The organism is Nonomuraea sp. NPDC026600 (assembly GCF_040638335.1).
Lineage (GTDB): Bacteria > Actinomycetota > Actinomycetes > Streptosporangiales > Streptosporangiaceae > Nonomuraea.
Genome location: NZ_JBEZYD010000039.1, coordinates 70,528 through 94,085, shown reverse-complemented (window position 1 = coordinate 94,085; position 23,558 = coordinate 70,528). Strand labels below are relative to the sequence as shown.

Sequence of the window (23,558 nt, the reverse complement as noted above, 5' to 3'; positions counted from 1 at the left end):
CGGGTAGGGAGGCAGTCGTGATCGGAGAGCACGTGATCGTCGGCTACACCGGCGAGTCAGGGGGAGGCGACGCTCTCGCCTTGGGCGCCGCGATCACGCGGGTCACCGGCGGCGAGCTCACGGTGGCCTCGATCTACCCGCCGGGCAGCCCAGGGCAGGCGGTCGAGGCGCAGGCCAACCTGGCGCACGCGGCGGAGGAGCTGGGCGGGGTGCCGGCCGAGTACATGGCGTTCGAGAGCAGGGGTCCCGGGCGCGGGCTGTCGGTGCTGGCCAGCCGGATCAAGGCCGATCTGATCGTGGTCGGCTCGGCGGACGGCGGCCAGAACGGCCGCATCTCGATCGGCGCGACCTCCGACCACCTGCTCCACCTGTCGACCGAGGCGGTGATGCTGGCGCCCGCCGGCTACCAGCCGCCGGACGATCCCTCCCGGCTCACGCTCGCCTACGTCCACCGCCCGCAGTGCGACGAGGCCGTCGAGCGGGTCGCGCAGGCCGCGCTCAGGCTCGGCGTGCCGCTCCGGCTGATCACCCTCGACCTGCGTACGGAGGATCCGGGGCGACTCGGTGACGACCTGGCACTGGCCGTACGGCTGGCCTGGGAGTCGACCGGGATCGAGGCCGAGGCGGAGATCGCCGAAGGGCACGACGTGACCGCGGCGCTGGAGACGCTCGAATGGCGACCCGGCGAGTTGCTGATCTGCGCGGCCAGTGAGGACGCGCAGCCGCACCGGGTGTTCCTCGGGGAGCTGGCGATGAAGGTGCTGCGGGCCTCCTCCTGTCCCGTCACCGTGCTGCCGCGCGGGTTCTCCTGACCTGCCCGTACAGCTCCAGGTAGCGGTCGGCCATGACAGCCGGCGAGAAGCGGCGGCGGGCCTCCCGGCGGCACGCCTCGGGATCGAGCTCGTCCACCCGCAGCATCCACTCGGCCAGTTCCTCCTCCGTGTCGGCCAGGAACCCGGTCCGGCCGTGGTCGATGATCTCGGGTAGGCAGCCGCGGCGCAGCCCCACCGGCGGCACTCCCAGGGCGAGGGCCTCGACGACGGCCGTGCCGCCGGGCTCGTCCCACTGGATGGGGAACAGCGCGGCGCGGGCCGAGGCGTAGAGCGCGTCGCGGGTCTCGCCCCCCACCGAGCCGACCCAGCTGACCAGGTCGCCGTCGAGATAGGGCGTGACCGCGTGCACGTGGTAGCGGACGTCGGGGTGGCCGTTCAGCGGATGGTCCGGGTCCTGGACGATGGCCTCCAGCTCGGCGGGGGTGTTCAGGCCGCTCACCGGGCCCGCGAGGACCAGCGGGAGGCCGAGCTTCTGGCAGATCCTGGCCGCCACATGCGTGCCCTTGAGCCCGCAGATCCGGCCCATCGCGATGAAGTGCTCGCCCCGTTCGGTACGCAGGTCGCGGTCGGCGAGCGGGGTGGCCAGGTGGATGGCGCCGAGCGAGGCGGCACGCAGCGCGGCGGGCGCGCGGGCGAGCTGGGAGTCCGAGACGCCGTTGACCGCGATCGACCGCGGGAACGCTCCGTAGAAGGCGGCGTGCTTACGCAGGTCCCAGTGCAGGGTGTGCAGGACGGGCGGCCCGCCGAGCGCGGACAGCACGGCCGGGCCGACCACCTCCAGGTGGTCGTGGACGAGGTCGAGGTCGTCGCGGCGGCCGACTTCGAGCGCCACGCGGGCCTGGTGCGCGTGCGCGAGCCCCATGACCTGGTTGTACGGCTTCTGCAGCTCGGCGAACTGGCCTTCGTCGAAGACGCTGATCAGCTCGTCCACCTCGAGCGTGCTCGATCCGACGGAGGCCAGGACCACCCGCACCCCGCGCTCGCGCAGGGCGGGGACCAGCGTGGCCACCACGTTCTCGATTCCGCCGTAGCCCGGAGGCGGCACCGGCAGCCACGGTCCGGCGTTCACCAGGACGTTCATGCCACGTCCTCGATGGCCAGGGACGCGAGGGGCGGGCGCTCGGCCACGGCCATGTCCACCAGGTCGGCCTGCCCGTCGAGCCCGAACTGCAGCAGCCGGTGTTCGGGCGGAATGGCGGACAGCACGCGGCCCTGGCGCTCCAGCCGCGACCAGGCGGTGAGCATGATCTGCCCGGCCATCCGGCTCAGCGCGGGCATGGCCTGGTGCCCGTGCACCCGGACGCCCAGATCCACCTGGGCCATCGCGTCCAGCCCGACCAGCTCCAGCAGGTCCACCAGCAGCCCGAACTCCACCCCGTACTCGGTGACGAACGGCACCTTCTCCAGCGCTTCGCGGCGGGCGGCGTACTCCCCGCCGAGCGGCTGGACGAATCCCGCCAGTTCCGGCCAGAACATGTTGAGCAGCGGCCGCGCGACCAGTTCGGTGACCCGCCCGCCCCCGCCGCGCGACAACACCCCGTCGGCGCCGGTGAAGGGCCGCTCGTAGGCGGCCTTGACGAACTGGATCCGCTGGTCGACGAGCAGCGGCCCGAGCAGCCCGGAGACGAAGTGCGCGCCGAAATTACGCAGATCCGCGTCCACGAACACGATCAGCTCCCCGCTGGCGGCCGCCAGCCCCTTCCACAGCGCCTCTCCCTTGCCGGTCAGCGGCGGCAGATGCGAGAGCACGGCGTCCTGCGCCACCACCCGGGCCCCCGCCGCGGCCGCCCGGGCGGCGGTCGTGTCGGTGGAGTTCGAATCGACCACGAGGATCTCGTCCACGAGGGGCGCCCGCTCGACGAGATCGCGACGGATCACGCCGACGATGTTGCCAACGGTCCGCTCTTCGTCACGGGCAGGCAAGACAACACTTACCGTGGTCCTTCCCTTGGCCAAGAGGAGGGAGTCGACCGGCCACTCGGCTGCGACGCTCGAGTGCGGCCCGTACCACTCCTGGACCTTGGCCAATGCGCGCAGATCTGTCTCCATGCGGTTAGCCCCGATCTCTTCCGGTCAGGTCGCCGACATCTGCCCCGTCAATACATCTTCGAACATGTTTGTTTCATTCCACGCAAATGTGGGATAAGCCGGACTGTGTTCCCCACAACTCGTGTCGGCATCATCGGTGCCGGAAATGTCGCCGCTCGTCACGCGGACGTGCTGTCCGGTTTCTCCGACGTGACGATCGCGGGAATCGCCGACACAGATCCCCGAAGATCCGGGGCTCTGGCCGAGCGGCACGGCTGCCCTGCCTACGGAAGCCATGCCGACCTTCTGGACGCCGGCGGTATGGACGCGGTCTATATCTGCGTGCCTCCTTTTGCGCACGGTAACCCGGAACAGGATGTTCTATCGTGCAATCTCCCGATTTTTGTAGAAAAGCCGCTTTCGCTTGACCTGTCCACAGCGGAAAAGATCGCGACCGAAATCGACCGCCGGGGCCTGCCCTCGGCGGTCGGGCACCATTGGCGCTACCTGGACATAGTCGACCAGGCCCGCGAGGTGCTGGCCGACCGTCCGGTACGGCTGGCGCTGGGCCACTGGCTGGACAAAGTGCCCCCGGTCGGCTGGTGGCTGAAGCCTGAGATGTCGGGCGGCCAACTGGTCGAGCAGGCCATCCATGTCCTCGACCTGGCCAGGGTTCTGGTGGGCGAGGTGACGATGGTGCATGCCGTGCCGGCGGAGAACGCCACAGACGGAGAGGTCGATCGGGCCACGGCGGCGGTGCTGCGGTTCGCCGGCGGCGCCGCCGGGATGCTCGCCGCGACCAGCCTGCTCGCGCGCAAGCACCGGGCGGGGCTGGAGGTGCACGCCGAGGGCGTCTCGCTCGACCTGAGCGAGGACCGGCTGCTGGTGGACGGCGAGACCACCGTCCAGGACGGCGGGGAGGCGAAGGTGCGGGTGGACCGGACCTTCATCGACGCCGTCCAGGGCAAGGAGGCCGATGTGCGGGTGCCGTACCGGGAGGCGCTGAAGACCCACCGGCTGGCGCTGGCCCTCGCGCGGTCCGCGGCCGAAGGAAGGCCGGTGACGACACCCGATGTGTGAGGTGCTGAGCATCGAGGCGCCGGGCGAGATCACGCTGGTCCAGGAGAAGCTCCCGGCCGTGCCCGAAGGCGGGTTCCGGGTGGTGACCACGTACAGCGGGATCTCGGCGGGCACCGAGCTGACCTACGTCAAAGGCAGCAACCCCTACCTGTCCGCGACCTGGGATCCGGCGCTCGGGCTGTTCACCGAGGGCACCCCGTCGATCGGCTATCCGGTGCGCGGCATCGGATACATGCAGGTGGGCAGGGTAGTGGAGACCCGTACGCGGGCCGTGCGCGAGGGAGCGCTGGTCGCGATGGCCTATGGGCACCGCACCGGCTACGTGGCCGATCCGATGACCGACCGGTTCGTGGAGCTGCCCGGCGACCTCGACCCGATGCTCGGCGTCTTCGTCGCCCACATGGGGCCGATCTGCGCGAACGGGCTGCTGCACGCCGCCACCGACCTGCACGGTCCCAGCGTCAGGGATCTCGGCGACGGCGTACGCGGGCGGCGCGTGGCCGTCGTCGGCGCGGGCGTGGTCGGGCTGCTGACGGCGTCCTTCGCCCTCGCGTACGGCGCGGCGGAGGTCGTGGTCGTGGACGAGACCCCGGCCAGGCTCGACATCGCCGAGGCGCTCGGTACCGAGGTCCTGACCTTCGACGAGGATCCGGCCGTCGAACTGAAGCGACGCTGGCGGCACGCGCCCAACGACCGCGGCGCCGACGTGGTCTTCCAATGTCGCGGCAGGCCCCGCGCCCTCGCCCTGGCGCTGAGGCTGATCAGACCGCAGGGCACGGTGATCGACCTGGCCTTCTACACCGACGGCGCCGATGAGGTGCGGCTGGGCGAGGAGTTCCACCACAACGGCCTCTCGCTGCGCAGCGCCCAGATCGGCCGGGTGCCGCGCGGGCTGGCCCACGCCTGGGATCGGGAGCGGCTGTCGTACGAGACGATCGCGCTGCTCAGACAGCGGGGCGACGGGCTACGTGAACACGTGATCACCGATGTCGTCGGCTTCGCCGAGGCCCCCCAGTTCCTGGCCGATCTCGCCGCGCGCAGGAGGCACTCCGTCCAGGCCGTGCTCCGCGACCACGTCGAGGATGAGCGCGGCTGACCAGCTGAAGTCATGGCAGCCGTGACCCTGCAGGCTGAACGGGTCAAAGTACTCGCGGAAGCCGGACTCCGTGACCGCCCTGATCATGCCGTCGGCGAGCGGGGCCGCCAGGTCGGGGCGGCGGTGCCGCAGGCCCTGCCAGACCAGCCAGGTCAGGTTGATCCAGCTCGGCCCGCGCCAGTAGCGCGCCGGGTCGAACTCCGGCGCGGCGGGCGCGAAGCTGGGCAGCACGCCGTCCTTCAGCCCGAACCGGTCGAGCGCCGTGCCGATCACCGCGTTGACGATGTCGCGCGGCAGGTCGGGCAGCATGAGCGGCACCAGCCCGGCCGCGCTGTTGGAGCGGATCGGGCAGCCGGTGAGCACGTCGCGGGCGTGGAAGAGGCCGTCGTCGTAGAGATGCTCGACCATGGCCGCGGTGACCGCGGCGGCCTCGCGGTGGTGCGGCTCCGGGTCGCCGCCGCACACCTTCGCGATCTTCGCCAGCGTCAGCTCCGCCACGCCGTACGCGGCGTTGAACAGCGGGTCCTCGACGCAGAACGCCCCAGGCCGGCGGTAGCCGGTGTCGCGGTAGGCGCGGGCGAGCTCGGTGTAGCGCTCGTAGTCGAGATCGGTGGGCCGCTCGTCGGCGCTGACGTGGGTGAGGTCCCTGCGCGTGACGCCGGCGGGCCCGGTCTCGACGGCGGCCAGCGGGACGTCCCAGGCCGGACTGTTGTCCATGCCCGACTCCCACGGATGCACGATCGAGATCAGCCCCTCGGGCGAGCGCCGCGCGGTGCGCAGGAACTGCTGCTGCGCCACCAGCCGGGGATAGACCCTGCGCAGGAAGGCCGGGTTCGGCTCGGCCAGATGCACCTGCCAGGCGGCCAGGGCGTGCACGGGCGGCTGCACGATGCCGGAGGTCGCCCAGCCGGACGGGGCCCGCGCCTCCCAGAACTCCGGGCCGGGGAAGTAGGCGCCCTCGGGCACCTTGGGGTTGAACGCGATGTGCGGCACCCTGCCGTCGCGCCACTGGGCGCCGAACAGGGCGAGCAGCTCCGACCTGGCCCGGCGCGGGGACCAGCGGGCGTTGCCGATCGCGATGAAGGCGGAGTCCCAGCTCCACTGGTGGGGATAGAGGCGGCGGGAGGGCACTGTGTAGCTGCCGTCCCAGTTGGCGACCAGCACGCGCACGGCGTCGCGGAGGATCATAGGAACTTCCTGATGAAGGCCGCCGTCTGCGGAAGGACGATCTCGGCCTCACCGCGCAGGCGGCATTCGAGCGCGAGATAGCCCTCATAGCCGAGGGCGTCGAGCGTGGCCAGTTGCGCTCCCCAGTCGAGGTGGCCGGTGCCGGGCTCGTTCCTGTTCGACTCGCTGATCTGCATGTGCGCGAGGTAGGGTGCCGCCTCCATCAGCGAGCGGCAGGGATCGTCCTCTTCGATGTTCATGTGATAGGTGTCGCCGACGACCCTGATGGAGTCCGTCGAGCAGTACGACACGGCCTCGGCGAGGGTGTTGACCATGTGGTTCTCGTAGCGGTTGAGCGGCTCCAGCATGATCAGCACGCCGTTGCGCTGCGCGTGTTCGCCGAGCAGGCCCAGCGCCTCGGTGAGCACCTCGCGGTCCTCGTGGGGGCTGCGCGGCGGCTCGAACGGCGGCAGCCTGCGCGAGAACTGCCCCCAGGAGGCGGGCGTCATCACCCCGATGCCGCCGAGCTCGGCGATGACCGTGAGCTGCGACCTGAGCTGCTGGATCGCGTCCATGCGCTTGGCGGGGTCGAAGTCGCCGATGAAGTGCGGCATGTCCACGCACACCGTCGGCATGACCACGCCGTCGGCGAGTGCCCGCTTGAGCTCGGTCAGCCGGTTGGCGAAGTGGAAGTCCCCCTTCCCGCGCAGCTCGATCGCGTCGAACCCGGCGTCGATCGCGAACGCGAACTTCTCCTGCAGGGAACGGCCGGGCAGAAGCTGCTCCTGTACGGCGAGCTTCACAGTGACCCCTCTTTCGGCGAATCCTCTTTCGGTGATTCCTCGTTCAGCGAATCCTCGATCGGCGCATCCTCGAACTCGAAGACGAGCTGGAGCACCTCGGACGGGTGCTTGTCGATCAGGTCGAAGGCGCTGGCCGCGCCGCCGACGGGCACGACGTGGCTGACCAGGCTGAGCACGTCGATCTCACCCGCGTGGACGAGGTCCATGAACGTGCGCTGCAGGCGCTCGACGTCCCAGCGGTGAGACAGCCAGGACGCGACGCCGCCGATCTGGGAAGAGACGAGCTGCACCTGGTTGTGGTGGAACTCCTCGCCCAGCCGGAGCCCGATGCCGTCGCCCTGGTAGAAGCCGCCGGCCACGACCCTGCCGCCCTTGCGGACGGTCCTGATCGCCTCGTGCAGGCCCAGGTGGCTGCCGCTCAGCTCGATGGCCGTGTCGGCGCCCTCGATCCGCTTGCGGATGAACTCGGCCACGGAGCCGGAGGTGATGTCGAACGTCTCGGCCGCGCCGTACTGCCTGGAGAGCTCGAGGCGGCCCGGAATGGCGTCGGCGGCCACGACCCGGGCACCGCTCAGCACGGCGAGGCGGGTGGCCAGCAGGCCGATGACGCCCTGTCCGAAGATCGCGATCTGGTCGCCCAGGTGCACGTCGGCGGCGTGCACGGCGTTGAGCGCGATCGCGCCCACCCGGGCGAAGACGCCGCCCAGCGGGTCGGCGCCGGGCGGCAGCACGTGGCCGACCAGCTTCTCCGCGGGCACCACCGCCTCGGCCCGGTGGCCCCAGATGCCCCAGACGAGGTGACCGACGGGTGGGTCGGCGACATCGGGCGCCGCCTCCACCACCTCGCCGACCTCCTGGTAGCCCCAGCCGGTCAGCGGGTAGGCGTGCGTCTGTCCCTCAAGGAACAGCCGCTGCTCCGTGTCCCACTTCCGGGTGAGATAGGGATTGGTGCCGCGATAGGCGGTGAGTTCGGTGCCGGCGGAGACTCCCGAGTAGATCGTGCGGACACGCACGCAACCCGGCTCGAGCTCGGCGGGCGACTCCAGGCCGACGCGGACACGGCCTGGCTCTTCAAAGGTGATGACGCGCATTCCCCACACTTACGCTTTATGATCAGACAAAAGTTTAAGGTTTAGTAGTCGTTTGCACACCATAGTCGTGCTCAGAACACTCTTAAGTCTACGACTTCCGCCAGAGCCGACTACCTAAATTTGGGTTTTTACCAAAGTGTCTTCCGGTAAGCGATCTTACCGGCATAAGCCGCCCCGGGGTCGCATTCCTTGATCGGCGCGCCAGAAAGACCGTGAACGAACACGACGGGGGTACAGACGGGTCTCGGTATCGCACCGCTAGTTGTGTCGTGTCGGTTCAGGGTAAATGCGGCGTATCCCCGTTCGGAGGAGCGTGCCATGCCGAAGAAGGTAGCCGCCGTCCTCTCCGTCGCGTTGCTGGCCGCGGCCTCGCTGGCCGCGTGTGGCGACGACGCCGGGAAGGCCGCCAACGAGATCACGGTCTGGACCGAGGAGAACCTCGAGGACCGCATGACCGTGCAGAACCAGATCATCGCCGACTTCACCCGGAAGACCGGCATCAAGGTCAAGCTGGTCGGCGTGGCCGAGGACCAGTTCAGCCAGGTCGTCACCGCCGCCGCGGCCGCGGGGAACCTGCCCGACGTCATCGGGGCCCTGCCGCTGGCGTCCATCAGGGAACTGGAGGCCAACGACCTGCTCGACACGGAGACGCCGGGCCGGATCATCGACAAGCTGGGCAAGGGCGACTTCTCGGCGCGGGCCCTGGAGCTCGACACGTCGGGCGGGAAGCTGCTGGCCGTACCGAGTGACGCGTGGGCGCAGCTGATCCTCTACCGCAAGGACCTGTTCCAGAAGGCCGGGCTGGAGCGGCCCGACACCTACGAGGCGCTGGAGGCGGCCGCGGCGAAGCTCAACACCGGCGGGGTCGCGGGCATCACGCTGGCCATCGCGCCGAAGGACTCGTTCACCGCGCAGAGCTTCGAGCACGTGGCGCTCGCCAACGGCTGCCAGCTGGTCGACAACTCCGGAAATGTCACCCTTGACTCGCCACAGTGTGTGAAGGCCTTCGCGTACTACTCGAAGCTGGCGAAGGACTACTCGGTCAAGGGCAAGCAGGACGTCGACTCCACCCGGGCCACCTACTTCGCCGGCAAGGCGGCGATGACCATCTGGTCGTCGTTCATCCTGGACGAGCTGGCGGGGCTGCGTGACGACGCGCTGCCCAGTTGCGCCGAGTGCCGGCAGGATCCCGAGTGGCTGGCCAAGAACACCGGGGTGGTCACGGCGCTGAAGGGCCCCGACGGCACGCCCGCCCAGTACGGGGAGATCGTCTCCTGGGCCGTCACCCGCGACGCCGCCAAGGATTCCGCCGCGCAGTTCGTCTCGTACATGATGAACGAGGGCTACGAGCGGTGGATCGGGATGGCGCCCGAGGGCAAGTTCCCGACCCGGAAGGGGTTCGCCGACAAGTGGAACAAGCTGCCCGCCGGAGTCGACACCAAGAAGCCGCTCGCGGACGTCTACCCGGCCGACGTGCTCGACGCGCTGCGTAAGAGTCCGGACACGTTCGCCCGCTGGGGCATCCCCCAGGGGCAGGGCAAGCTGGTCGGGGCCACGATGGGCGAGCTGCCCGTGCCCAAGGCGCTGAGCCAGATCGTGGACGGCTCGCTCACCCCGCAGGCCGCGGCGGAGCAGGCCAAGAAGGACGTGGAGACCATCAAGCGCGGGATCCGGCAGTGAGGGACCGCCGTGGCGGAACACTTCGGGAGCAGGAGGGCAGGGCGGGACTGGCGCTGATCTCCCCGACGCTGGTCATCACGCTCGTCGTGGTGGTGCTGCCGCTGTTCTGGGCGATCATGCTGGCGTTCCAGGACGTCCGGCTGATCAACATCCGCCGGGTGGGCGTTTTCGGGCACTACACGCTGGAGAACTTCAGCTACGTCGTGTCCGAGCCGGGGTTCTGGACGGCTCTGGTCAACACGCTCGTCTACACCGTGGCGGGCACCGGCCTGTCGATCCTGATCGGGCTGGTGGCCGCGCTGGCGCTGCGCGACCGCTTCAAGGGCCGCACGCTGGTCAGGGCGTCCATCCTGGTGCCGTACGTGGCGCCGGTGGTGGCGGTGGCCTTCCTGTGGGAGACGATGCTGAACCCCCAGTACGGCATCGTGAACTCCTGGCTGAGCGAGCCCATCGCCTTCCTCACCCAGGCCAAGGGCACCTTCCTCGGCATCCAGGTGCCGGTGGCGCTGCTCACCGTGATCGCGTTCGAGGCGTGGCGGTATTTCCCGTTCGCCTTCCTGTTCATCCTGGCCCGGTTGCAGGCGCTGCCGGCGGAGCTGGACGAGGCGGCCGTGGTCGACGGTGCCACGCCGACGCAGCGCTTCCGGTATGTGATCCTGCCGCAGCTCTGGAGGATCATCGCGCTGCTGTCGGTGCTGCGGTTCGTGTTCACCTTCACCAAGTTCGACGACGTCTACCTGCTCACCGGCGGCGGGGCCGGCACGGAGGTGGTGAGCGTGCGCGTCTACAACTTCCTGACCGCGCGCGACGACATCGGCGCGTCGGCCGCCCAGGCGATCGTGCTGGCGGTCGTCCTGGTGGTGTTCCTGGTCCTGTACCTCAGGTTCTTCTCGGGGGGTGAGCGTGAGCAGGGATAGGTTCGAGCGCGGGCTGTTCCGGGTGCTGAAGCCGCTGGTGATCGTCTTCCTGTTCGTGGTCACCGCTTTCCCGTTCTTCTACATGGTGACGCTGTCGCTGCGCGACATCCAGGAGCTGATCCTGGACCCCGGCTCCCTCTGGCCGCGCAGCCTCACCTTCGACACCTACGCGAACGTGCTGACCAAGCAGGGCTTCCTGAGCTTCATGCGCAACAGCGCGATCGTGGCGGTCTCGTCGGTGGCGATCACGCTGCTGATCTCGATCCCGGGCGCGTACGCGGTGGCCAGGCTGCGGTTCTTCGGGCGGCGCCAGGTGCATTTCGTGTTCCTGGCCGTGTACCTGTTTCCGGCGATCGTGCTGGCCATCCCGCTGTTCGTGCTCTTCACGATGCTCGGGCTTCGAGGGTCTTTGCTGGGATTGATCCTGGTTTATAGCGCACAGACGGTGCCCGTCACGGTATACATGCTCCGCAATTACTTCGAGACCGTGCCGCAGAGCGTGGAGGAGGCGGCTGCGATCGACGGCTGCACCCGCCTGTCGACCATCTGGCGGGTGGTGCTGCCGCTGTCCAAGCCCGCGCTCATGGCCACCGGCCTGTACGCGTTCATGATCGCCTGGAACGAGTTCCTGTTCGCCCTGCTCTTCCTCGTCGAGAAACGGGAGAGCTGGACGGTCTCGCTGGGACTCTCTCAGCTGGCGGGCAGTATCGAGATCCCGACGACGGTTCTCATGGCAGGATCGGTGGTTCTGACACTGCCCATCGTGATCGTGTTCTTCGCCAGTGAGCGGCTCCTGACCGAGGGACTCACGGCAGGAGCGGAGAAGGGATAACCATGCTGACGGCAGGGCAGATCCTCCAGCTGATCCGCCATGGAACCTGCCGTACCCGCAAGGAGCTCATCGCCCGCACCGGCCTGTCCCGATCGACGATCACCGAACGGGTGGACCGGCTGATCGAGGCCGGATACATCCACGAGTCCGGTGTCGGCGCCTCCGGGGGCGGGCGACCGCCCTCGGTGCTCGACGTCGACGCGACCAAGCGCCTGGTGCTGGTGGCCGACCTGGGCGCCAGCCACGCGCGCGTGGCGCTGACCGACCTCGCGGCTCGGCCGATGGCCGAGGAGCACGCCGAGATACGCATCGACCGCGGCCCCGAGTCCGTCCTCTCCTGGATCCGGCAGGCCTTCCAGCGCCTGCTGGACCGCTCGGGACGGACGTCCGACCAGGTGTGCGGCATCGGCATGGACCTGCCGGGCTCGGTGGACCACAGCTCCGGCCGGATGATCAGGTCGTTCCTGATGCCCGGCTGGGACGACCACCCGATCGGCGCGGCGCTGCGGGAGGCGTTCAACGTGCCGGTCCTGGTCGAGAACGACGCCAACGCGATGGCGTTCGGCGAGTGGTGGTCCTGCTGGCGGCACAGCCGGTCGCTGCTCCTGCTCAAGGTCTCCACGGGCATCGGCACCGGCATCGTCCTCGACGGCCAGATCTACCGCGGCGTCGAGGACGCCGCCGGGAACATCGGCCACGTCCGGCTGCACGAGAGCGACGACCGCGTCTGCACCTGCGGCTCCCGGGGCTGCGTCGCCTCGCTGGCCAGCGGCCACGCCCTCGCCTCCAACCTCGGCAGGCAGACCAGCCGCGAGGTCGTCCGCCTGGTCCAGGCCGGCGACCCGACGGCCATCGCCCTCACCCAGGAGGCGGGCCGCACGGTCGGCGTGGTCCTCGCCACCGCGGTCAGCCTGCTCAACCCCGCCGTCCTGGTGCTGGCGGGCGACATGGCGGAGACCGGGGAGCACTACCTGACGGGCATCAGGGAGAGCGTGTACCGCCGCAGCCTGCCGTACACGACCCGCAACCTGGAGATCGTGAACAGCTCGCTGGGTGACCGCGCGGGGATCGTGGGGACGGCGGTGCTCGTCATCGAGCACGTCCTGTCTCCCGCCGCCGTCGACGCCGCCCTCGCCGGCCCGCCGCGGACGAACGCGGTGTGACGATCTCTGGCCGTCAACCCAGAGCCCGGAGGAGGCGGTCACGCGCATCGACGAGCGAGGGGCCGTACCAGGTCAGATCACGTCCGCTCACCAGCACGCACCTGTGGCCGGGAAACGACTCCGGCCCGTCGCCGGCACTGAACGCATAGGGCTCGTCGGGCAGGACCACCAGGTCGGCGCCCCGCTCCACCAACTCGGCCAGCGCGATCTTGGGATACCGCTCGGCGTGACCGGCATAGAGGTTGCGCACACCGAGCCGTCCGAGCACGTCGCCGGTGAACGTGTCGCGCCCCACCACCATCCACGGCCGCCGCCAGATCGGGATGATCGCGGTCCGGCGTACCTCCACCGGCTCGGCCCACACCGACTCCGCCCGATCGAGCCATTCGGGCCGCGCGGTCCGGCAGGCGTGCCGGAACATCCGGTCAAGCGATCGGAACGCCTCCTCCACGGTCTCGATCCGGGTGACCCACACCGCGATGCCCGCCTCCCGCAGCGCGTCGATGTCCGGCTGCCGGTTCTCCTCGGCGTTGGCGAGCACCACGTCGGGGGCGAGCCGCAGGATGGCGTCGAGGTCGGGGTTCTTGGTCCCCCGCACCCTGACCACGTCCAGGTCCGCCGGGTGCGAGCACCAGTCGGTCGCGCCGGCCAACGCCTCCGGGACGGTCGCGGCCACGGACTCGGTGAGCGAGGGCACCAGTGACACGATCCGCCGGACGTTCGAGGGCACATGGACGGGTGCACCGGTGTCGTCAAGGCTCACACTCGCACTTTAGACCGCCACCAGAGGGACAAAAGTGACTAAAGGCAAGTAACGCCCAGCGTGCTGGAATATCACCCCAAGTGAGGCCACACATCCGTAGAATCCCGAGAATAGATCGTTAACTATCGATCGGGGGATCGCTGGTTGGAGCGCGAATCGCTGGGCTTCGACCCGAACACGCCCAACGTCGCCCGGCTGTACGACTACTATCTCGGCGGGAAAGATCATTTCCCTGCCGATCGGCGGGCCGCTGAGCGGATTCTGCGGGTTGCTCCAGAAGTGCGGGCCGCCGCCCGCGCCAACCGGGCCTTCCTCGGTCGTGCCGTACGCTTCCTCGCCGGCCTCGGCGTCACCCAGTTCCTCGACATCGGTACGGGCCTGCCGACGCGGGACAACGTGCACGAGGTGGCCAGATCGGTCGCGCCCGAGTCGAAGGTGGTCTACGTCGACCGCGACCCGGTCGTGCTGGTCCATGCCCGCGCGCTGCTGGCGGGGAGCGGCCAGACCACTGTGGTGGAGGGCGATCTCCGCGATCCCCACGACATCATGAAAAATCCGGATGTGGTGGAGGCGCTGGACTTCGATCAGCCGGTGGGCGTCCTGCTCGTCGCGATCATGCACTTCATCGGCGAGGCCGACGATCCCCTGCGCATCATGACCGCCATCCGCGAATCCCTGGCCCCAGGCAGCTATCTCGTCATGTCCCACGGCACCAGCGACGCCCGCGCCGCCGCCGTCAGCAAGGGCACCGAGGTCTACCGCCGGACCGACGCTCCCCTGACCCTGCGTACCCGCCACCGGATCGAGGAGCTGCTGGAGGGGTTCGAGCTGGTCGAGCCGGGCCTGACCTGGCTGCCGCAGTGGCGCCCGGACCAGGCCGATCTGATCGACTTCGCGGATCACCCCGAGTCGTCGCTCATCCTCTGCGGGGTGGGCAGGAAGAGCTGAGACCCGGGGCCTCCGCACTACGGCTTTACTTGAGCGCGCTCAGCGCACCCTCGTAATCGGGCTCCTGGGTGATCTCGGGCACCAGCTCGGCGTAGATGACCCGGTTGTCGCCGTCGAGCACGATGACCGCGCGCGCGGCCAGGCCGGCCAGCGGCCCGGTCTCCTGCGCCACGCCGTAGTCGCGCAGGAACTCGCGCCCCCGCATGAGCGACAGCATGGTCACGTTGTCGAGCCCCTCGCTGCCGCAGAACCGCTTCTGCGCGAACGGCAGGTCGGCCGAGACGCACAGCACCGCGACGCCGGGGTGCTCGGATGCCACCTGGTTGAACCGGCGCACCGAGGCGGCGCAGACGCCCGTGTCGACGCTCGGGAAGATGTTGAGCACCTTGGTCGCGGAGCCGAAACCGGCCAGCGTGGTGTCACCCAGATCCCCGCCCACCAGCTGGAACGCGGGCGCCTGGTCGCCGGGCTTCAGGAACGTGCCGCCCACGGTGATCGGGTTGCCCTTGAAAGTGACGTCGGACATGAATACCTCCAGTTAGCGATAGTGCCCCGACCTGCAATCCTATCGACGCCCACGGGACCGCACAGAACCTCAACAGATCCTCAACACCCGCGGACCTACCTTCCTCTCATCGAGCACATCGAACACATCGAGAGAGGAACACGACAATGAACATCACCCTCCGCAAGTCGCTCGCCGCTCTGGTCATCGCCGGAGCCGCGTCCGCCGGCCTGGTGGCCGCCGCCCCCGCCCAGGCCAGCGCGCTGGGCAAGGTCCCGTCCTGCGTGAGCCTCTGGCAGAAGACCGGCACTGTCACCAAGACCGGCTACGCCTACAACGGGTGCGGCCGCTGGATGAACATGAAGATCGTCTGGACGCACGGCTCCGATGGCTCCTGCCAGTCCGTGGCCCCGAAGGGGACCATCTGGAGCAAGGTGCCCAGGGGCGTCCGCACGTTCGACGGCGCGAAGTACTGCTGACTCAGACGTTGCGCCGGTATTGTCCCCCGGCTTCGAACAGCGCGTCCGTGATCTGGCCGAGCGAGCAGACGCGGGCCGCCTCCATCAACACCTCGAACGCGTTGCCGTCCGACATGGCGACGTCCCGCAACCGGGCCAGCGCCGCGGGGGCCTCGGCCCGGTTGCGGTCGTGGAAGGCGTGCAGGCGGTCGAGCTGGGACCGCTTCTCGTCCTCGGTCCCCCTGGCGAGCTCCACCTTCTTCTGGTGGGGCTCGTCGCCGCGCGGGTTGCGGAAGGTGTTGACGCCGACGATGGGCAGCGAGCCGTCGTGCTTGCGCGACTCGTACAGCATCGACTCGTCCTGGATCCTGCCGCGCTGGTAGCCGGTCTCCATGGCGCCCAGCACGCCGCCCCGCTCCGACAGCCGCTCGAACTCCCGCAGCACCGCCTCCTCCACCAGGTCGGTGAGCTCGTCGATGATGAACGAGCCCTGAAGCGGGTTCTCGTTGCGGGCCAGGCCCCACTCGCGGTTGATGATGAGCTGGATCGCCATCGCCCTGCGCACCGAGTCGGCCGACGGCGTGGTCACGGCCTCGTCGAAGGCGTTGGTGTGCAGGCTGTTGCAGTTGTCGTAGATGGCGATCAGCGCCTGCAGGGTGGTGCGGATGTCGTTGAAGTCCATCTCCTGGGCGTGCAGGGACCGGCCCGAGGTCTGGACGTGGTACTTGAGTTTCTGCGACCGCTCCGCCGCGCCGTACTTCTCCCGCATCGCGACCGCCCAGACGCGGCGGGCCACCCGCCCGAGCACGCTGTACTCGGGGTCCATGCCGTTGGAGAAGAAGAACGACAGGTTCGGTGCGAAGTCGTCGATCCGCATCCCCCTCGCCAGGTACGCCTCGACGTAGGTGAAGCCGTTGGCCAGGGTGAAGGCGAGCTGGCTGATCGGGTTGGCCCCGGCTTCGGCGATGTGGTAGCCGGAGATCGACACCGAGTAGAAGTTGCGCACGCTGTTGCGGATGAACCACTCCTGGATGTCGGCCATCATCCGCAGCGAGAACTCCGTGGAGAAGATGCAGGTGTTCTGGCCCTGGTCCTCCTTGAGGATGTCGGCCTGGACGGTCCCCCTGACGGTGGCGAGGGTCCGCGCGCGCAGCTCACGCTCCTCCTCCTCGTACGCGCGGCGCCCGTGCTCGGCCTCGAACCGTTCGAGTGTCTGGTCGATCGCGGCGTTGAGGAAGAAGGCGAGGATCGTCGGGGCCGGGCCGTTGATCGTCATCGACACCGAGGTGCTGGGACTCGTCAGATCGAACCCGTCGTAGAGCACCTTCATGTCGTCGAGTGTCGCGATGGACACGCCGGACGTGCCCACCTTGCCGTAGATGTCGGGCCGCAGGTCGGGGTCGTGCCCGTACAGGGTCACCGAGTCGAACGCGGTGGACAACCTCGTCGAGGACTGATCCCCGGACAGCAGCTTGAAGCGCCTGTTCGTCCGGAACGGATCGCCCTCTCCGGCGAACATCCTGGTGGGGTCCTCGTCGTCCCGCTTGAACGCGAACACCCCGGCGGTGAACGGGAAGCTGCCCGGCAGGTTCTCGCTCCGCAGGAACCTGAGCAGCTCACCATGGTCGGTGTAGCGGGGCAGGGCCACCCGGGGGATGCGGTTGCCCGAGAGGGTCTCGCGCCAGAGGGGGGTGTGGATCTCCCGGTCGCGCACCTTCACGACCAGCTCATCGGCGGTGTACTGCTCCTTGATGGCGGGCCAGCCGTCCAGGAGCGTGCGGCTCTCGTCGCTCAGCTCGCTCTCGGCCGTGGCCGCGAGCTCGGCCAGCCTGCCGTCGGTCCGGCTCTCGCCCGTTGCGGCCTCGGTCCGGCTCTCGTCCGTCGCGGCCGCCGCGCCCTCGTCCAGCAGGGCCTGGACGGCCGTGAGCTGCTGACGGCGGCGGGCCACCTCCGCCTGGGCGAGCGTCTCCGCGTGGTAGTCGCGGACGGTCTCGGCGATCTCGGCGAGGTAGCGGACGCGCGGCGGGGGGACGATCGCGGCGGCGACCTGGGACGTCCGGCCGCGCACCGGCGCCAGCAGGCCCGGCTCGGTCCGCATGCCCTTGCCCACCAGCACCTCCTTGAGGTGGTGGTAGAGCGCGGTGACTCCGGCGTCGTTGTAGCGGGCGGCGATCGTGCCGAACACCGGCATGTCGTCGGGCGCTACCCCGAACGCCTCGCGGTTGCGGACCAACTGGCGGCGGACGTCGCGCAGGGCGTCCTCCGCTCCGCGCCGCTCGTACTTGTTGATCACGACGGCCTCGGCGAAGTCGAGCATGTCGATCTTCTCCAGCTGGGAGGCCGCGCCGAACTCCGGGGTCATGACGTAGATGGGCACGTCCACGTGCGGCACGATCCCGGCGTCGCCCTGCCCGATGCCCGGGGTCTCCACGATGACCAGGTCGTAGCCGGCGGCCCGGCAGGCGGTGATCACGTCGTCGAGGCAGACGGGGACCTCGTTGGCGGCGCCCCTGGTGGCCAGCGAGCGGAAGTAGGTCTGCGGGCCGAGGCTGTTCATCCGGATGCGGTCGCCGAGCAGCGCTCCCCCGCCGCGTCTGCGGGTCGGGTCGATCGCGATGATGGCGATGCGCAGCTTGTCGTCGTTGTCCACGCGGAGGCGGTGGACGAGCTCGTCGGTGAGCGACGACTTCCCGGAGCCACCGGTGCCGGTGATGCCGAGCACAGGAGCGCGAGTGTCGCCCTGGCGGGCACCGGCGGCACGCAGGCCCTCCAGGAGCGCGGCGGGGGCGCGGCCCGACTCGATCAGGGTGATCGCCCTGGCCAGGGCCGCCTGGTCGCCGGAGCCGACGGCCTCGACCGAGGGGACGCCGTCCAGCTCGACGTCGCACTCCTCGATCAGCTTGTTGATCATGCCGGGCAGGCCGTAGCGCTGGCCGTCCTCCGGCGAGAAGATACGGGTGACGCCACGGGAGTGCAGCAGGTCGATCTCGTCCTGGACGATGACGCCGCCGCCACCGCCGTACACCTTCACGTGCCCCGCGCCACGCTCGCGCAGCAGGTCCACCAGGTAGCTGAAGAACTCCACGTGGCCGCCCTGGTAGGAGCTGATCGCCACGCCCTGGACGTCCTCCTGGACGGCGGCGGTGACGATCTCGTCCACGGAACGGTTGTGCCCGAGATGGATGACCTCCGCCCCCTGCGACTGGAGGATCCGCCGCATGATGTTGATCGCCGCGTCGTGGCCGTCGAACAGCGCCGCGGCGGTCACGAAACGGACAGGGTTCACCGGTACGTGCACGCCTGATCACTCCTTTGTGGGGGCTACCCCAACAAGATACTAGGACGTCCTACTAATTCCCAACGTTTCCCGGCGGGGTAGTAATCCCGGCATGCGAGCACTGACGTTGCAGCCGGGTGTACAGGGATCTCTCGCGGTGGAAGAGGTCCCCGATCCAGCGCCGAAGCCGGGCGAACTCCTGGTGCGGGGACTGGCCGTGGGTGTGTGCGGGACCGACAGGGAGCTCGCCGCGGCCGAGTTCGGCTGGCCGTCGGACCGGCGCATGATCCTCGGCCACGAGTCGCTCGGCCGGGTGATCGAGGCGCCCGCCGACTCCGGCTTCTCCCCCGGTGACCTCGTGGTCGGCGTGGTGCGCCGCCCCGACCCCGAGCCGTGCCCGGCGTGCGCCAGGGACGAGTTCGACATGTGCCGCAACGGCCGTTACACCGAGCGCGGCATCAAGGAGCTCGACGGGTACGGCAGCGAGCACTGGACCGTCGAGACCGGCTACGCGGTGCCGCTGGATCCGGCGCTGGAGCCGGTGGGCATGCTGATCGAGCCGGCGTCGGTGGTCGCCAAGGCCTGGGAGCACATCGAGCGCATAGGCTCACGCGCCGGGTTCGAGCCGCGCTCGGCACTCATCACCGGCGCCGGGCCGATCGGCCTGCTCGCGGCCCTGCTCGGCAGGCAGCGCGGGCTGGAGGTGCACGTGCTCGACCGGGTCGCCGGCGGGCTCAAGCCGGAGCTGGTGACCGCGCTCGGCGGCACCTACCACAGCGGCTCGGCGCTCGACGCGGTCGGTGACCTCCGGCCCGACGTCATCATCGAGGCCACGGGCACCGGGCGGCTGATCATCGACGCGATGACCCGCACCGCCGCCGCCGGCATCGTCTGCCTCACGGGCGTCTCCCCGTCCGGCGCGCCGCTGCCGATGGACGTGGAAGGGGCCAACCGCCACCTCGTGCTCACGAACAGCGTGGTCTTCGGATCGGTCAACGGCAACCAGCACCACTTCCGGCTCGCCGCCGACGCGCTGGCCGCGGCGGATCTCGGATGGCTGGAGCGGCTGATCACCCGGCGGCTGCCGCTGGAGCGGGCGTTCGAGGCGTTCCAGCCGGGCACCGACGACGTCAAGGTCGTCATCGACCTGTGACGGTCAGGAACGCGGTTCGTACGGCTTGCGGCGGGTGGTGGAGTGGTGGGGGGTCTGCGCGGGCACGAGAGCCCTGGGCGGATCGGGCGGGCCACCCACCCGGACCGGCTCGAGAGGCGCCTCGGCGTAGCTGGCGGATCTCGTGTCCTTCGCACCGGTACGCGCTGCCGACTTGGCGGCGGCGGAACGCTTGGCCGACGCTCGCTTGGCGGCGGCGGACTTGGCGGCGGCGGACTGCGCCGGCTTTTCGGTGGCGGGGCGCGGCTTGGGGCTGCCGGACTGCGGCTTCGCGGGCGGGGGCTCGGTGGCCGCGGGCTTGCCGGACGCCTTCCATGGCCAGGTGAAGCGGCGGTGGGTGCCGCGGCGGCGGCCCGCCAGGCGTAAGGAGACCAGGACCGTGGTGAGCACCATCACGGTGAGCAGGGCCAGCGGGGACCCCAGGACGTCCAACGGCGATCCCTGCGGCGCCGGCTGCGGCTGGCGGGCCAGCGGGTGCTCGGTGGACCGGATGTCGTTCGGCGTGGCGTTGGCCTGCACCAGGCGCGGCAGGCCGTACCCGACGACGTCCTTGTGCATGTCGCGGGACTTGCGCTTGAGCCAGACGCGGTCGACGTTGGCCTCGATCGTGTGGATCTTCTTGCCGTCGATCCGTTCGACGATGCCGACGTGATCGATGCCCTTGTAGCTCTTGCCACCTCCCCAGTCGTAGAAGACCAGGGCTCCGGGCTCGGGCTGCTGGGACCAGGCGCCCTGCTTGATGAACCAGGCCGCGTGCGAGGGGGTCCAGGCGAACTGGCCGACGTAGTCACCGACCCCGGCCTTGTCGGCCGCCCAGGCGATGAACATGTCGCACCACGGCGCGTCCCGGTATTGCGGGTCCTTGACGCGATCCGCGTACCACTGCCCGAACTTGGTGAGCTGGCCGCCCTTCTCGCGGTAGCCGACCTCCCCACGCACCTCTTTCAGCAGACTTGCCGCGATCGAGTCCAGGATCCACTCCTCCAGAAAAACCGGCAGATCACGATGGACTGTAGTAGCGACATCGCGCCCGCGCGCCGAACACTAGGAAAGTGTCAACCTATGAGGCGAAATTTCGGCTATGTGACTGGTGAGGCTGGTGGGACTGACTACTACGCGGGACCGTACTCAGGCTCCCGCACCCACCCGGAAGATCTGCTCGTCGCCCGCGCCCGGCGCCACCACGTCGGCGACGATCACGGTCACGTTGTCCGGCGAGCCGCCCTCGTTGGCCAGGTCGATCAGCCGCTGGACGGCCGCCGCCGGGTCTGTCACCGTGGTCAGCACCTCGTGCAGGACCTCGGGCCCGAGCACGGTGGTGAGCCCGTCAGAACAGAGGAGATAGCGATCATCCGGCTCGGCTTCGCGCAGCGCCATGTCCGGCTCCGCCCGGCCCTCGCTGCCCAGCACGCGCAGCACCATCGACCGGCGCGGGTGCACTGCGGCCTGATCCTCTGTTATCCGTCCTTCGTCCACCATGGACTGCACAAGTGTGTGATCCTTGGTCATCTGGTAGAGAGCACCATCGCGCAGCAGGTATCCGCGGGAGTCACCGAGATGAGCAAGGGCGAACCGGTAACCGTCCCACAGCATGGCGGTCACCGTGGTCCCCATCCCCCTGCGCGCGGGGTCGATGTCCGCCAGCTCCACCAGCCTGCGGGCCGCCTCGTGCACGGCACCCTCCAGGGCGGCCTCCAGGTCCGAGCCCGTTTCGGGAAGCGTGGCATCCAGCTCGCGCATGACGGCGATCGCAGCCGAACTCGCCAGCTCGCCGGCCGCGTGTCCGCCCATCCCGTCGGCCACCACGATCAAGCGGCCACTCGCATAGCCGGAGTCCTCGTTCTGCTCCCTGCGGCGGCCCACGTCTGATCCGGCGGCATAGCGGATGTTGTGCTTCATACCCAGCAGTAAATCATTGGTTGAAAGACTTCACAAGCAGATGCACTGAAGACTCTTGTGAACTACTGTGGGCTCCATGACCCACGACCCGACCGTGAACGCCGGGGACATAGCCCGGCTCGCCGGTGTCGGGCGGGCCGCGGTGAGCAACTGGCGCCGCCGCCACGACGACTTCCCTCTGCCCATCGGCGGCACCGCCAATCAGCCGTTGTTCTCGCTGCGCCAGGTCGAATCATGGTTGCGGCGCTATGGGAAGTCCTACCAGGTCTCACTGGGAGATCGCGTGTGGCAACGCCTGAAAGCCGCCGGCGATTTGCGGCTGGGCGAGTTGGTGGCCCAGGCCGGCCTCTTGCTGACCACAGGCGAGAGCAAGCTGGAGCCCGAGCTGGCCGGATTGCTGGCCGAGCTGGCCGAGCAGCACGATCCGCTCACCGCCTACGAATTCCTCTGCGAACGCTACCTGGAGGCGCACTCCCGCCAGCTCTCCGTCACGCGTGACGACGTGGCCGAGCTGATGGTCGGGCTCGTCCACACCGACGGCGCGACGATCCTCGACCCCGCCTGCGGCGTCGGCACCCTCTTGCTGAACTCCGGGACCGCCAAGGTGCTCGGCCAGGACCTCAGCGATACCTCGGCGCTCATCACCGCCGCGCGGCTGCGGCTGCGCGGCGCCGAGGCGGAGGTGGTGCCCGGCGACTCGATGCGCCACGACGGCTTCGCCGGGGTGAAGGCCGACGCGGTCATCTGCGACCCGCCGTTCAACGAGCGGGCCTGGGGCTACGAGGAGCTGACCGGCGATCCCCGCTGGGAGTACGGCCTGCCGCCGCGCGGCGAGCCCGAGCTGGCCTGGGTCCAGCACTGCCTCACCCATGTCAGGCCCGGCGGCATGGTGGCCATGCTGATGCCCCCGGCCGCGGCCAGCCGCAAGGCGGGCCGGCGGATCCGGGCCAACCTGCTGCGCGCCGGCGCCCTGCGTGCCGTGGTCGCGCTGGCGGGCTCCGACCTGTGGCTGCTGCGCCGCCCGGCCGCGGGCGAGCGCCCGCCGTCCGATGTGCTGATCGTCGACGCCACGGCCGATCACTCCGTCGTCGGGCCGGCGTGGCGGGCCTATCTCGACGACCGCTCCGACCAGACCGTACGCATCATCGACCTGCTGGCCGACGAGGTCGACATGACCCCGGCCCGCCACCAGCGGCGCGACGACCTCGGGCGGGCGTTCACCGAGGCCCGCGACCGGTTTCTGGCCGCGGCGGCCAGCCCGCCCGACCTCAAGGTGCTCGACGAGCCGCTCGACCAGCCCGTCACCACGGTCGGCGACCTGATCAAGGAGGGCCTGCTGACCACGCTCCAGGCGCCGCCCAAGATGGCGACCGGCGGCGGCGACGTCTCGATGCTCACCGCCGACGACGTGACCAGCGGCGCCACGGCCTCCGGCCGGGCCCCGGCGCAGCAGGGGCTCGTCCAGGTCCAGCCGGGCGACGTGGTGGCGTCCTACTCCAGCGTGCGGGTGATGGCCGAGGGCGGCTGCGTGCTCGGCCCGCATCTGACGCTCTACCGGGTCGACGCGCGCCGCCTCGACCCCGACTTCCTGGCCGGCCACCTGCGGGCCGCCGGCGGGCGCGCGACCACCGGCTCCAGCCGCTTCGACGTGCGCCGCACCCGCCTGCCCCGCCTCCCGCTCAAGGACCAGAAGTCCTACGGTGAAGCCTTCAGACAGCTCGCGGTGCTCGAAGACGCGCTGCGCGAGACCTCGGCGCTCGGTCAGACACTCATCCGGCTCGGCCTCGACGGCCTGACCGACGGCCACCTGCACCCGCAATCTTGACGGTGTAGTTTTTTCCCGAAAA

The 23,558-nt window shown here is 69.6% G+C and carries 20 protein-coding genes; 11 read left to right on the top strand and 9 right to left on the bottom strand.

Annotated features, from left to right (window positions below; genetic code table 11):
* Window positions 1-17: 17 nt before the first annotated feature.
* Complete coding sequence (locus AB0F17_RS52875; protein ID WP_358040506.1) at window positions 18-812, top strand: universal stress protein; 795 nt, start codon at window positions 18-20, stop codon at window positions 810-812.
* Here AB0F17_RS52875 and AB0F17_RS52870 read toward each other — a convergent pair.
* The gene (locus AB0F17_RS52870) at window positions 784-1,914 is read right to left on the bottom strand and encodes a glycosyltransferase (protein WP_358040503.1); all 1,131 of its coding nucleotides are present in this window, start codon (window positions 1,912-1,914) and stop codon (window positions 784-786) included. The genes AB0F17_RS52875 and AB0F17_RS52870 overlap by 29 nt on opposite strands.
* Window positions 1,911-2,882 (bottom strand): glucosyl-3-phosphoglycerate synthase, encoded by a 972-nt coding sequence (locus AB0F17_RS52865; protein WP_358040500.1) that lies wholly within the window; start codon window positions 2,880-2,882, stop codon window positions 1,911-1,913. The genes AB0F17_RS52870 and AB0F17_RS52865 overlap by 4 nt, the downstream gene beginning before the upstream one ends.
* Window positions 2,883-2,987: 105 nt before the next feature.
* Between AB0F17_RS52865 and AB0F17_RS52860 the strand changes: the two genes are divergently transcribed.
* Together AB0F17_RS52860 and AB0F17_RS52855 are read left to right on the top strand one after the other, a co-directional pair.
* A complete protein-coding gene (locus AB0F17_RS52860) occupies window positions 2,988-3,941 on the top strand; it encodes a Gfo/Idh/MocA family oxidoreductase (protein ID WP_358040497.1) in 954 nt (317 codons plus the stop codon).
* Entirely contained in the window at window positions 3,934-5,037 is a 1,104-nt protein-coding gene (locus tag AB0F17_RS52855; RefSeq protein WP_358040494.1) for a zinc-binding alcohol dehydrogenase, read from the top strand. Before AB0F17_RS52860 ends, AB0F17_RS52855 begins: the two co-directional genes overlap by 8 nt.
* A gap of 1,184 nt (window positions 5,038-6,221) precedes the next feature.
* On the opposite strand, the gene AB0F17_RS52850 is transcribed toward AB0F17_RS52855, so the two are convergent.
* Entirely contained in the window at window positions 6,222-7,007 is a 786-nt protein-coding gene (locus AB0F17_RS52850) for a sugar phosphate isomerase/epimerase family protein (protein ID WP_358040492.1), read from the bottom strand.
* Window positions 7,004-8,098, bottom strand: a complete 1,095-nt coding sequence (locus tag AB0F17_RS52845) for a zinc-binding dehydrogenase (protein WP_358040489.1) — start codon at window positions 8,096-8,098, stop codon at window positions 7,004-7,006. The genes AB0F17_RS52850 and AB0F17_RS52845 overlap by 4 nt, the downstream gene beginning before the upstream one ends.
* 318 nt (window positions 8,099-8,416) lie before the next feature.
* On the opposite strand from AB0F17_RS52845, the gene AB0F17_RS52840 reads away from it, so the two are divergent.
* From AB0F17_RS52840 to AB0F17_RS52825, 4 genes are read left to right on the top strand one after another with little or no spacing between them, the layout of a single operon-like run.
* Complete coding sequence (locus AB0F17_RS52840) at window positions 8,417-9,778, top strand: extracellular solute-binding protein (RefSeq protein ID WP_358040486.1); 1,362 nt, start codon at window positions 8,417-8,419, stop codon at window positions 9,776-9,778.
* Window positions 9,775-10,695 (top strand): sugar ABC transporter permease, encoded by a 921-nt coding sequence (locus AB0F17_RS52835; protein ID WP_358040483.1) that lies wholly within the window; start codon window positions 9,775-9,777, stop codon window positions 10,693-10,695. Before AB0F17_RS52840 ends, AB0F17_RS52835 begins: the two co-directional genes overlap by 4 nt.
* On the top strand, window positions 10,682-11,527 hold the full coding sequence (locus AB0F17_RS52830) for a carbohydrate ABC transporter permease (RefSeq protein WP_358040480.1): 846 nt from the start codon (window positions 10,682-10,684) through the stop codon (window positions 11,525-11,527). Before AB0F17_RS52835 ends, AB0F17_RS52830 begins: the two co-directional genes overlap by 14 nt.
* 2 nt (window positions 11,528-11,529) lie before the next feature.
* Window positions 11,530-12,690: an ROK family transcriptional regulator gene (locus AB0F17_RS52825; RefSeq protein ID WP_358040477.1), complete on the top strand. Its 1,161-nt coding sequence runs from the start codon at window positions 11,530-11,532 to the stop codon at window positions 12,688-12,690.
* Between the two features lie 13 nt (window positions 12,691-12,703).
* Here AB0F17_RS52825 and AB0F17_RS52820 read toward each other — a convergent pair whose 3' ends face one another.
* Window positions 12,704-13,453 (bottom strand): helical backbone metal receptor, encoded by a 750-nt coding sequence (locus tag AB0F17_RS52820; RefSeq protein WP_358040474.1) that lies wholly within the window; start codon window positions 13,451-13,453, stop codon window positions 12,704-12,706.
* A gap of 144 nt (window positions 13,454-13,597) precedes the next feature.
* On the opposite strand from AB0F17_RS52820, the gene AB0F17_RS52815 reads away from it, so the two are divergent.
* Complete coding sequence (locus AB0F17_RS52815; RefSeq protein ID WP_358040471.1) at window positions 13,598-14,401, top strand: SAM-dependent methyltransferase; 804 nt, start codon at window positions 13,598-13,600, stop codon at window positions 14,399-14,401.
* 25 nt (window positions 14,402-14,426) lie between these two features.
* Here AB0F17_RS52815 and tpx read toward each other — a convergent pair whose 3' ends face one another.
* Window positions 14,427-14,927, bottom strand: a complete 501-nt coding sequence (gene tpx / locus AB0F17_RS52810) for a thiol peroxidase (protein ID WP_358040468.1) — start codon at window positions 14,925-14,927, stop codon at window positions 14,427-14,429.
* A 146-nt stretch (window positions 14,928-15,073) separates the two neighbouring features.
* Between tpx and AB0F17_RS52805 the strand changes: the two genes are divergently transcribed.
* Window positions 15,074-15,385, top strand: coding sequence for a hypothetical protein (locus tag AB0F17_RS52805; RefSeq protein ID WP_358040465.1), 312 nt, complete (start codon window positions 15,074-15,076; stop codon window positions 15,383-15,385).
* A gap of 1 nt (window position 15,386) precedes the next feature.
* On the opposite strand, the gene icmF is transcribed toward AB0F17_RS52805, so the two are convergent.
* Window positions 15,387-18,662, bottom strand: coding sequence for a fused isobutyryl-CoA mutase/GTPase IcmF (icmF, locus tag AB0F17_RS52800; protein ID WP_358040462.1), 3,276 nt, complete (start codon window positions 18,660-18,662; stop codon window positions 15,387-15,389).
* 91 nt (window positions 18,663-18,753) lie between these two features.
* Between icmF and AB0F17_RS52795 the strand changes: the two genes are divergently transcribed.
* Window positions 18,754-19,794, top strand: coding sequence for a glucose 1-dehydrogenase (locus tag AB0F17_RS52795; RefSeq protein WP_358040459.1), 1,041 nt, complete (start codon window positions 18,754-18,756; stop codon window positions 19,792-19,794).
* 3 nt (window positions 19,795-19,797) lie between these two features.
* On the opposite strand, the gene AB0F17_RS52790 is transcribed toward AB0F17_RS52795, so the two are convergent.
* Complete coding sequence (locus tag AB0F17_RS52790) at window positions 19,798-20,751, bottom strand: CHAP domain-containing protein (protein WP_358040456.1); 954 nt, start codon at window positions 20,749-20,751, stop codon at window positions 19,798-19,800.
* 189 nt (window positions 20,752-20,940) lie between these two features.
* Entirely contained in the window at window positions 20,941-21,711 is a 771-nt protein-coding gene (locus tag AB0F17_RS52785) for a protein phosphatase 2C domain-containing protein (protein WP_358040453.1), read from the bottom strand.
* Between the two features lie 76 nt (window positions 21,712-21,787).
* On the opposite strand from AB0F17_RS52785, the gene AB0F17_RS52780 reads away from it, so the two are divergent.
* Window positions 21,788-23,536: an N-6 DNA methylase gene (locus AB0F17_RS52780; RefSeq protein WP_358040450.1), complete on the top strand. Its 1,749-nt coding sequence runs from the start codon at window positions 21,788-21,790 to the stop codon at window positions 23,534-23,536.
* Window positions 23,537-23,558 lie beyond the last annotated feature (22 nt).

Excerpts from the sequence above, each read along its gene's own strand:
- AB0F17_RS52870 (WP_358040503.1), bottom strand. The coding sequence starts at position 1,914 with ATGAACGTCCTGGTGAACGCCGGACCGTGGCTGCCGGTGCCGCCTCCG.
- AB0F17_RS52865 (WP_358040500.1), bottom strand. The coding sequence starts at position 2,882 with ATGGAGACAGATCTGCGCGCATTGGCCAAGGTCCAGGAGTGGTACGGG.
- AB0F17_RS52855 (WP_358040494.1), top strand. The coding sequence starts at position 3,934 with ATGTGTGAGGTGCTGAGCATCGAGGCGCCGGGCGAGATCACGCTGGTC.
- AB0F17_RS52845 (WP_358040489.1), bottom strand. The coding sequence starts at position 8,098 with ATGCGCGTCATCACCTTTGAAGAGCCAGGCCGTGTCCGCGTCGGCCTG.
- AB0F17_RS52840 (WP_358040486.1), top strand. The coding sequence starts at position 8,417 with ATGCCGAAGAAGGTAGCCGCCGTCCTCTCCGTCGCGTTGCTGGCCGCG.
- AB0F17_RS52825 (WP_358040477.1), top strand. The coding sequence starts at position 11,530 with ATGCTGACGGCAGGGCAGATCCTCCAGCTGATCCGCCATGGAACCTGC.
- tpx (WP_358040468.1), bottom strand. The coding sequence starts at position 14,927 with ATGTCCGACGTCACTTTCAAGGGCAACCCGATCACCGTGGGCGGCACG.
- AB0F17_RS52805 (WP_358040465.1), top strand. The coding sequence starts at position 15,074 with ATGAACATCACCCTCCGCAAGTCGCTCGCCGCTCTGGTCATCGCCGGA.
- AB0F17_RS52795 (WP_358040459.1), top strand. The coding sequence starts at position 18,754 with ATGCGAGCACTGACGTTGCAGCCGGGTGTACAGGGATCTCTCGCGGTG.
- AB0F17_RS52785 (WP_358040453.1), bottom strand. The coding sequence starts at position 21,711 with ATGAAGCACAACATCCGCTATGCCGCCGGATCAGACGTGGGCCGCCGC.
- AB0F17_RS52780 (WP_358040450.1), top strand. The coding sequence starts at position 21,788 with ATGACCCACGACCCGACCGTGAACGCCGGGGACATAGCCCGGCTCGCC.